This is a genomic window from Brasilonema octagenarum UFV-OR1, from assembly GCF_963888615.1.
GTDB classification, from domain to species: Bacteria; Cyanobacteriota; Cyanobacteriia; order Cyanobacteriales; family Nostocaceae; genus Brasilonema; species Brasilonema sennae.
Genome location: NZ_CAWPKW010000032.1, coordinates 18853 through 33148 on the forward strand (window position 1 = coordinate 18853; position 14296 = coordinate 33148).

Sequence of the window (14296 nt, forward strand, 5' to 3'; positions counted from 1 at the left end):
ACGCCTTTATCTCACCAGCTGGGCGGTGGAAGTAAAATATTGACGACATATTCCCCGTGTGACTAACAATATTGTCAGCAAATTGGCAAAAGCAACCATAAACATAATCAAAATTTGGTAAGATGCAGCTTCGCGAGCATTAATGCCACTGAGCAACTGACCAGTGATAATTCCTGGTAGCGTCACCATAGCAATAATCATCATCTGATTAAGAGTAGGAATCAATCCAGCGCGAACAGCATCTTTACGGTATTGTGCGATCGCCTGTTGTGGAGTTGCACCCAAGCTTAAATGAGTTTCTATTTCTAAGTGAGTTGCATTCATAATACTAACAAGACGTTCTCCAGCCAGCGCAGCGGCGTTCATGGCATTACCTAATACTATTCCTCCTAGAGAAATCACATACTGTGGCTCAAACCATCGGTCTGGTTGAAGAATCAGTATATTAGTATAAACCAGTGTTATGGTTGTACTGATCAAAATTGATCCCCACACCAAGGGCAACATCTGCGGTATTTTTTGAGTAATACGATTTCGTGCGACAATTGCTGAAATTGTCAGCATAACTGCTAATATCGCCAAAACTGCCCAAGGATTATCTAAAGCAAAGATGAACTCCAAAACATATCCCAATACGGCTAATTGTAGGAAAGTTCTGCCTGTTGCGAGGGCTAAATTGAACTCTAATCCTATTCGTTCCCACGCGGATAAAGCTATGGCTGCGCCCATTAATCCAACAGCAAAAGCCAAATCGACGAAATCTAGCTTGATCAGCTCCTGCATTGGTTTTCTACCTCTTGTACATATACGTTATAAGCTATAGATTACAGGTAACAGGTAATAGCTTGCACTATGCGTGCTCTGTCCTTTATTCCCTGTTCCTCTAAAAGTACTCACCGGGAACTTTCATATTCGGTATTGGTTCTTGGTGGATATACAATTCCTTGCACCCTAGAAGATAGTAACCTTTTTGAAAAAAACCTCCGTGAAAACTCTTGGAATTTTGTGAATTTGAGGAAGAAGACTTTCACGAGCTTTTTGATTCAAAACGATCAGGGGCACCAAATCTAACGTCAGTATCTATCTTGAATTTAAGATAAAATCTCATGGTTCAAAGTCTAAATCATTCCGTACCAGCTTTTGATATTAAGCAACAATACACCATTATAGAAGCAGAAGTCAGCGCAGCTGTCTTAGAGGTTCTTGCTTCTGGTCGTTATATTGGCGGTCCTATAGTAGCAGGCTTTGAGCAACAGTTCGCTGCATATATTGGCGTCACTGAATGTGTAACATGCAACTCAGGTACTGATGCTCTTTTTTTAGCACTTAAAGCTTTAAACATTGGTGCAGGCGATGAAGTGATTACGACACCATTTACTTTTATCGCCACTGCTGAGGTTATCAGTGCTGTGGGTGCGAAACCAGTGTTTGTTGATATCGATGAGACTACGTTTAATCTAGATGTAAACCAAGTCGCAGCTGCAATAACGCGCCAAACCAAAGCAGTTATCCCAGTTCACTTGTTTGGTCAACCTGTGGATATGGCTGCATTGATGAATGTAGCAAAAGCACACAATTTAGTCGTGATAGAAGATTGTGCTCAGTCTACAGGGGCAAACTGGGTCGGGCAAAAGGTAGGAAGTATTGGACACATCGGTTGCTTTAGTTTTTACCCTACCAAAAATCTCGGTGCATGCGGTGACGGTGGAGCAATAACAACTAACGATCCCGAAATCGCAGCCCGGTTACGATTCTTAAAAGAGCACGGTCAAAAAAATCGATACCTTTGTGAGGAAATTGGTGTCAACAGCCGTTTGGATGCGATGCAAGCCGCTATTCTTCAAATTAAGCTGCGATATTTAGATTTTTGGAATAATCAGCGGCGGCAAGTTGCCGTTCGTTATCACCAGTACCTGAATCAAATTCCTGGTCTGATTGTACCCCAAGAATTGGCTGGAGGTATGGGAGTTTGGAATCAGTACACCATTCGCGTACAAGACAACAAAAGGGACTCGATTCAGAGTTTATTACAACAGCGGGGTGTAAACACAATGATTTACTATCCCCGCCCTTTACACTTACAGCCAGTTTATGAAAATCTGGGATACAAAGACGGACAATTACCAGTAGCACAGCAAGCTAGCCAGGAAGTTTTATCCTTGCCTATGTTCCCAGAATTATCAGAAGAACAGCAAAATCACGTGATTTATAGCCTCAAGGATTGTTTGGCGTAGAGGGATAAAGGACAAGGAAACGAGGGGAAAAGGGGAAGATTTTTCTCCGTGTTTCCCCCTCACAGTGTCGCCTTGTTCTGTTTTAGGCGTCTGCGCGGAGCGCAATCGCACCAAAACTGACAGTTCCCAACGCTTCCACCAAACCACGTACAGCAGCAATCATGGCGACTTCGCTATTGAGTTGGTTAATAGCAGAACCGACACCAACACCCGCTGCACCAGCAGCAACAGCAAGAGGTGCTGTAACGCTGGAAATACCAGAAGCACACAACACAGGAACTGACACCGCACGAGAAATTTCATAAGCTGCTGCTAAAGTAGGAGCAGCTTTTTCAACGAGTCCCAAAGTTCCAGGGTGAGTTGGGTTGCTACTGGTTCCACCTTCGGTTTGGATGATATCTGCGCCAGCTTTTACCAGATCCTCTGCCAACTGTACCTGTTGATCTAGTGTCAAAATATGGGGAACAGTCACAGAAAGCGTGATTTCAGGAAGGAGAACGCGGGTTTGGTGAGTTAGTGCTAAAACTTCCTCAGCCTCGAATTTGCGTCCTTGAGCATAAAAAGAATCAAAATTACCAATTTCAATTAAATCTGCACCTGCTGCAACAGCTTGGACAAATTTCTCTGGTTCTACGGTTGAAACACAAACTGGTACATTTGTCAACTCTTTTGCCATTTGTACCAAAGCAGGATCAGCTGCGATATCAACAAAAGTAGCACCACCGTGATGGGCTGCTTTGACGATTGCTTGCACTGTATCGCGATCGAAGTTATTCAAGCCGCTGATAACTTTGAGAGCGCTGCGGTTGGCAAATGCACGTTGGATAGTAGGATGCATTGTCATATTTCGTCTTTTGAAGCTTGGAAAATTAGGTTTATTCTATCGTCTCCTCGTTACCTAATAGGGTTAACACTACCTTTCATGACACGATTATGTTAAAAAACAGCCAAAATATAAAGAAAAAATAATTCCTTATCATCTCCCAAAGTATAAAAATTTTGATTAGGGCTGTTTCATTATTAAACGACATCTTTATACGAAAGTAATGACGATGTTCCATGAGCCAGCACCACATAATTTGGGGGAAAGGTGAGGCAGATGAATTGTAGTTTATGCTACAAAAAACAAGTTTCATCCATCGAAAATCAGATAAACTTAGGCTATTCCAGTGTTTGTTCCTTTCACTTATGCAAAGAGCCGACACAACAACTAAGGAGAACTGGTGTGGATGAAGAACTGCAAAGCCTCATAAATGAGGTTTGTCAGTACCCAGAGCAAACTCCAGAGCGGCAGAAAGCTTTACATCAGTTGCTCATAGCCGTTCAAAAATTACCTGGTATTCTGAGGTCTAACCATCAAGACTATCTTCTGGCTTTAAATAAAACTTGGGAATGGGTTTGCCGTAATATCTGTACGTTTGAGCCACGTTCGCCTTCACTACAAGAGAGCTTGATTAGCTGGATTAATGGCTACCTCAGATTCCGAATTAAAGATATATTATCTCCAGACAATCATTATGTCATCAGCTTAGACCAACCTTGGAGTAACAATGATGGGCCGCAAGTCACTTTGAGTGAGTTATTGCCTGACTCTGAAAGTAAGGACTTAGACTTGCTGGAGCGCAAGATTGCCCAACTTCAGGAAAAAAAGCTCCAACGTATTGGTCAAAAAGTAAGACAACAAATGGTCGAAGATAAACAGAGAAAGCTCAGAGCTTGTCATCCGCGAAAATATCCAGAATGCCATTGTCAGCTATTGGCTCAGCGCTTAGTTTTACAGGAACCTCCCGATAGAATTGCTGACATTGCTAGGGAGTTCAACATCAATAACCAAGGCCTTTACGCACACTGGAAGAGAAAGTGCCTTCCACTACTACAAAACATTGCCAGAAATAGCGGATACGAACAATGAGCAGTACATCCCAATATATTAGCGTTCCTCTTGACAAAAATGCCCATTGCTATGCTGAAGAATTTGCTGCTGAACAAGCTACACCCGAAAAAGGCAAACAAGTTTATCTCAACACTCTAGCTGTTTACGCTGTTCATAGTTATTTGAAATGCTTGGGGATAGAAACAGACCTCACTGCTAGCGACAGTTGGCATCCAGGCTTAAGAGCACTTTTGAATGTTGCTGATTTGGTTTTACCAAATGTAGGCAAATTGGAATGTCGTCCGGTACTACCTGGTGAGAGGACTTTAAAAATTCCTCTAGAGGTGACACAAGATCGGCTAGGTTATGTAGCTGTTGAGTTTCATGACTCCTTAAATTCAGTACAGTTGTTAGGATTTGCACCAACTATGACTTCTGATGAGCCTCCTGAAGAACCTGATCTGGAACAATTACAATCTCTGGTAACACTCATTGAGACTATTCACATGGTTAACTTACGCCAATGGCTTGAGGGAATCTTTAAGCAAAATTGGCAAGTCCCGGAATTAGTCCTGGCTGGTAACTCGAAAAGAACTCTGAACTTTAAAAGCATTCAAATAAACAACTCTACGAGTCGAGCGAAGGTGATGACTTTAGCAGGTCATCCTCTTGTACTGATAGTACAACTAACTCCTAAAAATACAGAAGAAATTAATATTCGCCTGCGTCTTTATCCAGGTAATAATGTTAGTTATCTACCTCAAGATTTACAAATCATTCTTTTCGACCAAGCTGGGACTGCCTGCATGGAAGCACAAACCAGAAGTACTAATGACTGCATACAATTGGAATTTGGTTGCCAACTAGGAGAAAAGTTTAGTGTCAATGTGATATTAAAAAAGACCAGCCTGACTGAAAAGTTTGTTATTTGAATATCAAACAGTAGGAGACAACAATGGCGATCGTCAAACTAAAACTTAGAGAAGGCTCAAAAAAAGGATTCCAAGTTACTCTGAAAGAAACAAATCGCGATGATGAGATAGAAGGCCATCTACTGCCGCTTCCACAAGAAATAGATCCAACACAAGAAACATCAGCTTTCTGTCGATGGCAATTAGGCTATCGAGAAGAAGAAGATGTGCGCTCATCATATACACGCATTACACCTATAGGTATCAAACATAGTTCTCCCGAAGAATACGCTAAATACGCTGAAGACGTCAAAACCTACCTCAATCAATGGCTCAACTCTGGAGATAATGAATGGTTGCGAATCCGGGATGCGTTAGTCGCGATTTGCTCGCGATTGAATAGTGCAAGTGACGAAGTTGGCATACTTCTTGATGTAAAAGATATTAACTTGTGCCGCCTTCCTTTACAAGAGTGGAACTTTATTGAAAACCATTGTCCGCAAGCGGAAATAGCCTTCAGGCTTCCCAAGAGCAAAGACGGCAAACCTAGTATTCATCCCCTCAGCAGTTCCAAAATCAGAATTCTAGTGGTTGTAGGTTGGAACAATGACATCAATACTGATCAGGACTTAAAAGAAATTCAGGGTTTAGAAGAACTTGGGGCAGAAGTTAAGTATTTAGAGCAACCAAAGCATGACGTTTTGTGTGATGCTTTGTGGGATCAACAGGGATATCACATATTTGTCTATATTGGACACAGCATTAGTAAAGAAGATGGACAAATTGGTTGGATAAAAGTGAATGAGCAAGAAGATTTAAGTATTGAGGATGTTAAGAATGCCTTAAAAGAAGCGATTAACAAAGGATTACAGTTAGCGATTTTTAATTCTTGCGATGGCTTGGGATTAGCTAACCAACTTGCCCACTTACACTTGCCACAAAGCATAGTGATGCGGGAACCCGTACCAGATCAAGTGGCTGTGAAGTTTTTGAAATACTTTTTTAAAGAATTTACTCATGGTAAATCTCTCTTTGCTGCTGTACACAGATCTCGCAAACGTCTAGAAGATGTTTTCAAATCTCGTTATCCTGGTGTCCATTGGTTGCCTGTTATTTGTGTAAGTCATAGTGTCAAAAAGCCGCTTACCTGGCAAGATCTTATTAAAAGTTGCTCACCAAATGATGTTTTAAAAAAATCACCCAAAAAACCTCAGACAACATCCAAATTAAAACAGAATTGGATTGCTGTTAGCTTACTACTTCTATTTCTCAGTGGTGGGGTAGTTATCTGGTGGGTAACCAACCAAAAACAAGCACAAATGGTAGTTAGGACATCGCAAATAAACTTCATAGATGTTAGTGGTATTCCTCAAGGAAAGTGGTTATTTAATGGAAGTACAAGTTGGGAAGAGATTATTAAAAAAGTACACCCCAAGATTCAACAGGAATTACGGCAAATTACGTTAAGCCTCCGTCCCCATCCTACCTCGCAACGAGGTTCACAAATAGGAATTAATATGCTGAAGAATGGTGAGATTTAGTTTGCTCTGTCTTCACGACATCTCAAGCCAGATGAGCAGCAGGATCTTCTTGGAAACAAGCTACAACAAAATCCTGTGGCGGATGATATCATTGCAATTGTAGTTAATCGTAATTTGGGCATTTCCAATCTAACTGTAGAACAACTTAAAGGAATTTACACTGGTACATTTCTTAACTGGAAAGATGTTGGTGGACCAGATGTCCCAATCACACCCTACTCTCGTCCACTTGAAGCAAGTGGTACTACTGAATTCTTTAAAGAAAACGTTTTACAAGGTCAGAATTTTGGAAAAAATGTTCAATTCCAGCCTACTACCTCCCGTATTCAAAAAATAATTGGAGAATCAAATTTAGGTGGCATTTACTATCTTACTTCGTCCGAGATTAGTAAGAGTCTTGTTAAGTCTTTACGTATCAATGGTACCGGTCATAAAGAAATAGAAAAATATCCTATTATTAGGCGTCTATTTGTAATTACAAAGCAGGATAGTAGACAAGATGAACAGATAGGAAATTCTTACGTTAAACTATTGAAAACAGAGGAAGGACAAAAGTTAATTAAAGAAGCATTACACGAAGCCCAGTAATTGACTATACTGTTATGTATATTGTCGTACAAATACATGAAATACAAAAAAGAGTACGCAATTTTACCGAAAAATCAGCGTGCTTTTTTTGTATTTATAGTGAGTTTTATAATTTTTTATTGCTTGACTAAAAAGTAGATACACAAAACCAAAAATATTGGGCTTAGCTTGAATCTGTGAAGCTTGCCACAGATTTAGTTCTTATCGACTTACGAGGTTTAGGATATGAAAACAGGAACTAACTTTATTTAATACAAGAAAATACACACGGATTGTTAATAATTCCTTCCTCAAGACTAGCTTGTTACTCTTACGTGTGAAATTCGGCTTATTTACTGTAGTCCTGAACCTATTCCTTATGTTGGCAGTTTACTCTAAAGCTACAGCCCAAAAAAATATTTGCCCTTAGTAATAACTTTTATCATCTATTGATATAGTCAAAAGGGAGGCGAGTTATTAATTATAGGTGGTGCATCAAATAAAATCAACCCGCAGAGTGATTGCACAATGGCTCTCAACATCTTGGATCCAGAGTTTGATCATTCTCGTTACCATCACACTTGTCGGTATTCCTTTTCCTGTAATTGCATCGAAAGAGGACTTAAATGGCAGCAATGAACCTGAACCCCTTCAAACTGAGATCACACAAAAGGATCTCAACATTATTGAGCAGTTAGTTCTCATTGCCCAGCGCAACTCCGCTCAAGTACAGGAGACAAAAGCTGAAATGGGACTAAGTGCTTTTTCGGATATTGTGAGCGTAGAATTATCGCCGTCTCAAACCACAACAAATTTAACCTTACCTGAGGTTTCATCTGTCAGCGAGGACAGTTTTTCCCTCACCGTCACATTCGATCCAATTAAGCTTGTGAGCACGATTAAAAAACTACCTGTTATACAGGCTCGTTGGAATGAAGCCAAGCTCCAGAAACGAGTGGCGATCGTAAAAAACTATGTTGCATATCTTCAAGCCCGTCAAGCCTCGAAAATTGCCGCTTACCGAATGCAAAAGCTGAGTGCGAATCGTCTCAATTCCCAAACAACCTCTCCTGGGAGCGTTGATGATCTTGCAAATGCGGACTATGTCACAGCCGTCACTCAAATGCTGAGTACGAGTACAAACGAGCGAGTAGCATTGGAAGAACTAGCAGCTAGTGTCGGTTTATCCTTGCAAAAAACGCTCGCCATTATCAATGGTCAATAGCTATTATGGGTTAAGGAACTGGCCAAATCTTGATAGTCTTGTCCTTACTTCCACTCACCAAAGTTTTACCATCTGGACTGAAAGCGACAGCAAAAACTTCGCTTGTATGTGCGTTAAAGGAGGTTATTTCCTGCCCTGTACTCAGGTTCAAGATTTTAACTATACCGTCATCGCTACCACTTGCAATTGTTTCGCCATCTGGGTTGAAAGCGATCGCACTCACATCAGCTGCATACCCTTCAAAAGTACGTATTTCTCTTCCTGTATTCAAATCCCATACTTGAACAGTTTTATCATCGCTGCCACTCACTAACAATTGACCATTCGGGCTAATGGCAAGGGCATTCACATCACCTTCATGACCTTTGAGGTTGAGTATAACTTTTCCTGTATTCAGATTCCACACTTTGATAGTTCTGTCTGCACTGGCGCTAGCAAGCTTGTGATTATCTGGACTCATCGCGACAGAAAGAACTGCTCCTGTATGCCCTTCAAAAGTGCGGATTTCCTGTCCCGTCTTCAAGTTCCAGACTTTGATTGTATTATCATAACTACCACTGGCAATTTTTTCACCATCTGGGCTGATAGCAACAGAATTAATTAGACCGGAATGTCCTTTAAGAGTGCGAATTTCCTGCCCTGTCTTCAAATTCCAGACTTTGATTGTGTTATCCTGACTACCACTGACAAGAGTTTGACCATTTCGGCTAATGGCGACACAATAAATAATACCTTTATGTCCCTTAAGAGTGCGAATTTCTTTTCTTCTGTTGAAGTTCCAAATTTTGATAGTTTTGTCATCACTACCACTAGCAAGAGTAGTACCTTTAAGGTTGAATGCTAGAGAATTCACTTCACCTGAATGTCCAGTTAGGACTGAAGTTTTCCCAAAAAGTTGCCAGTAAGAAACCAGCCCGCCTAAACCGAAAAGTGTAATCAAACCTCCAATCAGCAAAGATTTCTTCCACTGAGAGCTTGGTTGAATAACAGTGGTTGGAAATCTAGGAAAAACTGATGATAGGGAGGGAAGTTGTGAAGGCGATCGCGTTGCACTCATATCTGGTGGAATGACTTCTAGTTGTCGTTTTTGATGTAAGTCTTGCAAAACTTCATCAGCGGACTGGTAACGAGGCTCGATATCTTTTTGTAATAACTTGTCTAATACCTGATCCAGTTTTGGAGATATGGGAGACTTGAGAAATTGCCGCCAATTCATCACCCAACCATAGCCATGTTCCATGTAAAGCCCAGATGGGTGAATTCCTGTTAATAGATGAAAGCAAGTTACACCTAAACTAAACAAATCGCTCGCTGGATATGCGCTGCCATGTTTCATTTGTTCCATTGGTGCATAGCCATAGGAACCTATAACTGTACCCGTATGCTCTAGAGAAGTTACTGTTAACTGCTTGGCAACACCAAAATCAATTAGCACTAAATCTTTTCTACCATCTTCGGAGAAACGACGAATAAGATTTTCTGGTTTTATATCCCGATGAATCACTTGATGTTCGTGAACAAATTTGAGCACAGGTAATAGTTCATGCAACAGTTCCCAAATCTTTTGCTCACCGAACAGTCCCTGTTGTCTCAACTCCTCTCGCAAAGTTTGCCCTTGAATAAACTGCTGCACCAAATACAAGTAGTTATCATCCCTAAAATAGGCATACAAAGTTGGAATTTGCCGATGTTCTCCAAGTTGTTGCAGACGCCGCGCTTCTTCTTGAAAAAGTTCGGTTGCTTTATGCAGGGCGCTGGTTCCTTGGACTTGCGGTGCAAGTTGTTTGACAACACAATCTTCATTCAGCTTATCTTCATCTTCTGCCAAAAAAGTTCTGCCAAATCCCCCACCTCCCAATGGTTGGATAATGCGATAGCGGTTTCGCAACTGAGGTATCAACTCCATACCGCAACTTTGGCAGAAATGTGCACCATCTGGATTTTGGGGCTTCTCGCAACTGGGATTGAGGCAGTAGATCATAGTTAGGCGTCGCTCAGCCGTTATCATCTAATATAATCCCTTGAAACGTCTGAATCGCCAATTTTATTAAGTTTTGCTATCTCAGGGGGCGATCGCTCATTATGGAAGATGTTAGATTCAAGGCAGCACTCCTCTACGTAGACCAGTATACCTATGGATTTAGTTACTCTAATAACAATTTTCGGGGGCTTAATCGGTATTGTTGCTGGCACAGTGCAAGTGCTGGACTATGTAGAAAAGAAGCGACGCGAGCAGCCAACACCAATTGAACTAGTACAAAAAGAAACACCAAATCAACAACCTTTATCTACATCTTCGCAACTGCAAGTTGCACCAGTAAATAAACTCCGTCAAGATTGGGGAGAAGCTGTCGATGTATCAGTTTTCTATGGACGTACTGAAGAACTTGCCAAGTTAGAACAGTGGATAACACAAGATGGCTGTCGCTTGGTGGCGCTGTTAGGAATGGGAGGAATTGGTAAGACTTCCTTATCTATCAAACTCGCACAACAAATTCAGGATAAATTTGAGTACGTTATCTGGCGCAGTCTTCGCAACACTCCACCAATACAAGAAATCCTAGCAGATTTTATTAAGTTCCTCTCCAACCAACAAGCAACAGATTTACCAGAGGAAGTAGGCCCTAGAATTTCGCTGCTAATTGAATATCTCCGCGCCTCACGTTGTCTCTTGGTTCTGGATAATGCTGAGTCCATTTTACAAGGAGGGGACAAAGCTGGAGAATATCGAGAGGGCTATGAAGAATATGGTGAATTATTCAGGCGCGTTGGTGGAGTATCTCATCAAAGCTGTTTGATAATCACAAGTCGAGAAAAACCTCAAGAAATTGCTTCATCAGAAGGAGAAACGCTCCCAGTTCGGTCTTTGCAGCTAACTGGTTTAAAAACACGAGATGGAGAAGAAATTTTTCTTTTAAAGGGGCTTTCTGGCACAGAAGATGAGCAAGAAAGACTCATTGACTTTTATCAAGGTAATCCCCTGGCATTGAAAATAATTTCTACGACGATTAAAGAATTATTTGACGGTAGTATTTTGGAATTTTTAGCACAAGAATCTATCGTTTTTGGGAGGATTCGTGATGTTTTAGACCAACAGTTTAATCGCTTGTCGGATTTGGAGCGAGAAGTCATGTACTGGCTGGCTATTAACCGCGAACCTGTTTCCTTGTCTGAATTACGAGAGGACATTGTATTACTGGAATCGCCGCATAAGTTGATAGAAGCGCTGGAATCTTTGGTCAGGCGTTTTTTAATTGACAAAGTGGCGAAAAGCTTCACATTACAAAACGTCGTCATGGAGTACATGACAGACCTATTGATAAAACAAGTTAGCGAGGAGATTAAAAAGGGACAATTTGAACTTTTTAACAGTCATGCTCTCATTAAAGCAACAGCAAAAGATTATGTTAGGGAATCTCAAATTCGTCTTATCCTCAAACCACTTGCTGATAGATTAAATCGTGAACAGACTCAAAATCTAGTATCTATATTGCGAAAGCAACCAGAAATTTTATCAGAGTATACAGCAGGAAACATTATTAATCTGCTAGTTCACCTTAAGATTGATTTGAACGGTTATGACTTTTGCCATCAAGTCATAAAGCAGGCATATCTTCAGGATGTCACTTTGCAGGGAGTAAATTTCGCTGATTCTGAAATAACCAAGTCAGTTTTTACTGAAACCTTCGGTAGTATCGAGGCGGTGGCATTTAGTCCTAATGGAAAGCTTTTAGCTGTGGGTGACACAAATGGTCAGATTCGCGTATGGCAAGTTGCAAATGGAAAAGAAATTTTCAACTTTCAAGCACATACTAGTTGGATAGTGTCAATTGCTTTCAGTTGTGATGGAGTCACTTTTGTTAGTGGTAGCAAAGACCGAACTATTCGTCTGTGGGACGTCAGGACAGGTGAATGCTTGAAAATCTTGCAGGAACATAGCAGTGTAGTAACGTCAGTCGTCTTCAGTCCAGATGGACAAACCCTTGCTAGTGGTAGTGCGGATCAAACTATTCGTCTGTGGGATGTTAGAACAGGTGAATGCTTGAAAACCTTGCAGGAACATAGCAATGTAGTAAGGTCAGTCATCTTCAGTCCAGATGGACAAACCCTTGCTAGTGGTAGTACTGACCAAACTGTACGCTTATGGAATGTCAGGACGGGTGAATGCTTGAAAATTTTGCAGGGACATACTAATCGGGTACGGTCAGTTGCTTTTTGTCCTTCTGGTGTGACGCTTGCCAGTGGTAGTTATGATGGAACCATACGCATATGGGATGTTAGGACAGGTAAATGTCTGAAAGTTTTGCAGGAACATAATAATCAAATACAGTCAGTTACCTTCAGTCCTAATGGTCAACTTCTTGCAAGTGCTGGTTATGATAAAACCATTAGGTTATGGGATGTTGATGCAAGTGAATGTCTGACAACTTTGCAAGGGCATAGCCATCCAGTTGAATCAGTTGTCTTCAGTCCAGATAACAAAATCCTTGTCAGCGTTAGTCATGATCAAACGGTAAGATTATGGGATGTTAGCAGAGGTGAATCCCTGAAAATTTTTCAGGGATATACTAGTTGGGTAACATCTGTTGCATTCAGTCCTGATAGCCAAATTCTTGCCAGTGGAAATCATTTTTTCGCTAGTTTATGGCATCTCAGTACAGGTTCTTGCCTAAGAACTTTCCAAGGACATAGTAATTGGGTATGGTCGGTCACTTTCAGTCCTGATGGGAAAATTCTTGCTACGGGCAGTCAGGACAGAACAATTAAACTATGGGATGTTAACACAGGTGAATGCCTTAAAACTCTTATCGGACATACTGCTAGAGTTCGGTCTATTTGCTTCAGTCCCAATGGCAAAATCCTTGCCAGTGTCGGTTCTGATCGAATGGTAAAGCTATGGAATATTACTGACGGAAACTGTGTACAAACGCTCCAAGGGCACGCTCAAGCAGTATCGTCAGTTGCCTTTAGTCCTAATGGTGAAATCATTGTTACTGGAAGTTATGATTTTACGATGAGGTTATGGGATCTCAGGACAGGTGAATGCATCAAAATTTTGCAGGGAGACACTGCTTTGGTGTATTCAGTTGTTTTTAGTCCTAATGGTGAAATTATCGCCAGTGCTAGTCATGACAAGACAATAAAGCTTTGGTCACTCAGAACAGAAGAATGCATCAACACTTTACAAGGACACTCCTTTGCAGTAAGGTCAGTTGCTTTTGGTTCTGACGGAAAAACCTTGGTAAGTTGTGGTTTTGACCAGACGGTGAAGATATGGGATGTTAGTACAGGTGAGTGTTTGAAAACTTTACAGGGACATACTAGAGGAGTGCTGTCTGTTGCGGTCAGCCCTTCGACTCCGCTCAGGGTAAACCCTCAAGGTACGACCATTGCCAGTGGTAGCTATGATGAGACAATCAAGTTGTGGGATTTTAACACAGGTGAGTGTCTAAAAACCCTCAGAGCAGCAAGACCCTACGAAAGCATGAACATCGCGGGCGTGACAGGTTTAACAGATGCGCAAAAAGGAACCCTCAAAGCGCTGGGTGCAGTGGAGTGCGTTGGGCGGGTTTCCCGACAGTAGCGCAACTGCCGTTGCAAGAGCGTCTCCGGAGGAGATACCCGAAGGGTGAGTAAGCGCGTCCTTGCTAGGGCTTCCCGTAGAGTACTTAAGTTCAAGGCGTACTCATCACTCTCGGTGCAAGATGTTATTCCGAAAAACGGCTAGATGCTACGGTATAAATAATACAAAAGAATCTACTATAAAATGATTTATGGAACCAGTCACTTTGACAGCTGTGGCTACGGCGATGCTCCCAGAGAGAGGCGCCCAAAGGGCGATCGCCATCCTAGCAGCAGCAGACAAAGATCCAGAAATTGCTCAACGAGTAAAGGAAGTAGCATTATATACGGTTTTTTGCCGTTATTCATGCTACAAATAATCG

Annotated in this window: 11 protein-coding genes; 8 read left to right on the top strand and 3 right to left on the bottom strand. The window is 41.4% G+C overall.

Annotated elements, in window-relative coordinates; all coding sequences use genetic code 11:
* Nucleotides 1–6: 6 nt before the first annotated feature.
* The gene (locus tag AC5590_RS01765; protein WP_169262862.1) at nucleotides 7–783 is read right to left on the bottom strand and encodes an ABC transporter permease; all 777 of its coding nucleotides are present in this window, start codon (nucleotides 781–783) and stop codon (nucleotides 7–9) included.
* A gap of 323 nt (nucleotides 784–1106) precedes the next feature.
* Between AC5590_RS01765 and AC5590_RS01770 the strand changes: the two genes are divergently transcribed.
* Complete coding sequence (locus AC5590_RS01770) at nucleotides 1107–2234, top strand: DegT/DnrJ/EryC1/StrS family aminotransferase (protein ID WP_169262863.1); 1128 nt, start codon at nucleotides 1107–1109, stop codon at nucleotides 2232–2234.
* A gap of 82 nt (nucleotides 2235–2316) precedes the next feature.
* Here the strand turns inward: AC5590_RS01770 and AC5590_RS01775 are convergent, their stop codons facing one another.
* Nucleotides 2317–3078 carry a DUF561 domain-containing protein gene (locus AC5590_RS01775; protein ID WP_169262864.1) on the bottom strand — a complete coding sequence of 254 codons (762 nt, stop codon included), beginning with the start codon at nucleotides 3076–3078 and terminating at the stop codon, nucleotides 2317–2319.
* 381 nt (nucleotides 3079–3459) lie between these two features.
* Here AC5590_RS01775 and AC5590_RS01780 point away from each other — a divergent pair, with 381 nt between their 5' ends.
* From AC5590_RS01780 to AC5590_RS01800, 5 genes are all read left to right on the top strand, one after another.
* On the top strand, nucleotides 3460–4146 hold the full coding sequence (locus AC5590_RS01780) for a hypothetical protein (RefSeq protein ID WP_169262865.1): 687 nt from the start codon (nucleotides 3460–3462) through the stop codon (nucleotides 4144–4146).
* On the top strand, nucleotides 4143–5039 hold the full coding sequence (locus AC5590_RS01785; protein ID WP_169262866.1) for a DUF1822 family protein: 897 nt from the start codon (nucleotides 4143–4145) through the stop codon (nucleotides 5037–5039). The genes AC5590_RS01780 and AC5590_RS01785 overlap by 4 nt, the downstream gene beginning before the upstream one ends.
* 23 nt (nucleotides 5040–5062) lie before the next feature.
* A complete protein-coding gene (locus tag AC5590_RS01790) occupies nucleotides 5063–6559 on the top strand; it encodes a CHAT domain-containing protein (protein ID WP_248277108.1) in 1497 nt (498 codons plus the stop codon).
* Nucleotides 6560–6565: 6 nt separating this feature from the next.
* Nucleotides 6566–7147 (top strand): substrate-binding domain-containing protein, encoded by a 582-nt coding sequence (locus tag AC5590_RS01795; RefSeq protein WP_248277109.1) that lies wholly within the window; start codon nucleotides 6566–6568, stop codon nucleotides 7145–7147.
* A gap of 535 nt (nucleotides 7148–7682) precedes the next feature.
* Entirely contained in the window at nucleotides 7683–8351 is a 669-nt protein-coding gene (locus AC5590_RS01800) for a hypothetical protein (protein WP_211178227.1), read from the top strand.
* Between the two features lie 10 nt (nucleotides 8352–8361).
* On the opposite strand, the gene AC5590_RS01805 is transcribed toward AC5590_RS01800, so the two are convergent.
* Nucleotides 8362–10359, bottom strand: coding sequence for a protein kinase domain-containing protein (locus AC5590_RS01805; protein WP_441293677.1), 1998 nt, complete (start codon nucleotides 10357–10359; stop codon nucleotides 8362–8364).
* 126 nt (nucleotides 10360–10485) lie between these two features.
* Here AC5590_RS01805 and AC5590_RS01810 point away from each other — a divergent pair, with 126 nt between their 5' ends.
* Together AC5590_RS01810 and AC5590_RS01815 are read left to right on the top strand one after the other, a co-directional pair.
* On the top strand, nucleotides 10486–13935 hold the full coding sequence (locus AC5590_RS01810) for a WD40 domain-containing protein (protein WP_169262867.1): 3450 nt from the start codon (nucleotides 10486–10488) through the stop codon (nucleotides 13933–13935).
* Between the two features lie 190 nt (nucleotides 13936–14125).
* Entirely contained in the window at nucleotides 14126–14293 is a 168-nt protein-coding gene (locus tag AC5590_RS01815) for a hypothetical protein (RefSeq protein WP_169262868.1), read from the top strand.
* Nucleotides 14294–14296 lie beyond the last annotated feature (3 nt).

Bases quoted from the DNA above. Each gene is read 5' to 3' on its own strand.
- AC5590_RS01790 (WP_248277108.1), top strand. From the start codon at position 5,063: ATGGCGATCGTCAAACTAAAACTTAGAGAAGGCTCAAAAAAAGGATTC.
- AC5590_RS01765 (WP_169262862.1), bottom strand. From the start codon at position 783: ATGCAGGAGCTGATCAAGCTAGATTTCGTCGATTTGGCTTTTGCTGTT.
- AC5590_RS01775 (WP_169262864.1), bottom strand. From the start codon at position 3,078: ATGACAATGCATCCTACTATCCAACGTGCATTTGCCAACCGCAGCGCT.
- AC5590_RS01810 (WP_169262867.1), top strand. From the start codon at position 10,486: ATGGATTTAGTTACTCTAATAACAATTTTCGGGGGCTTAATCGGTATT.
- AC5590_RS01770 (WP_169262863.1), top strand. From the start codon at position 1,107: ATGGTTCAAAGTCTAAATCATTCCGTACCAGCTTTTGATATTAAGCAA.
- AC5590_RS01805 (WP_441293677.1), bottom strand. From the start codon at position 10,359: ATGATAACGGCTGAGCGACGCCTAACTATGATCTACTGCCTCAATCCC.
- AC5590_RS01815 (WP_169262868.1), top strand. From the start codon at position 14,126: ATGGAACCAGTCACTTTGACAGCTGTGGCTACGGCGATGCTCCCAGAG.
- AC5590_RS01785 (WP_169262866.1), top strand. From the start codon at position 4,143: ATGAGCAGTACATCCCAATATATTAGCGTTCCTCTTGACAAAAATGCC.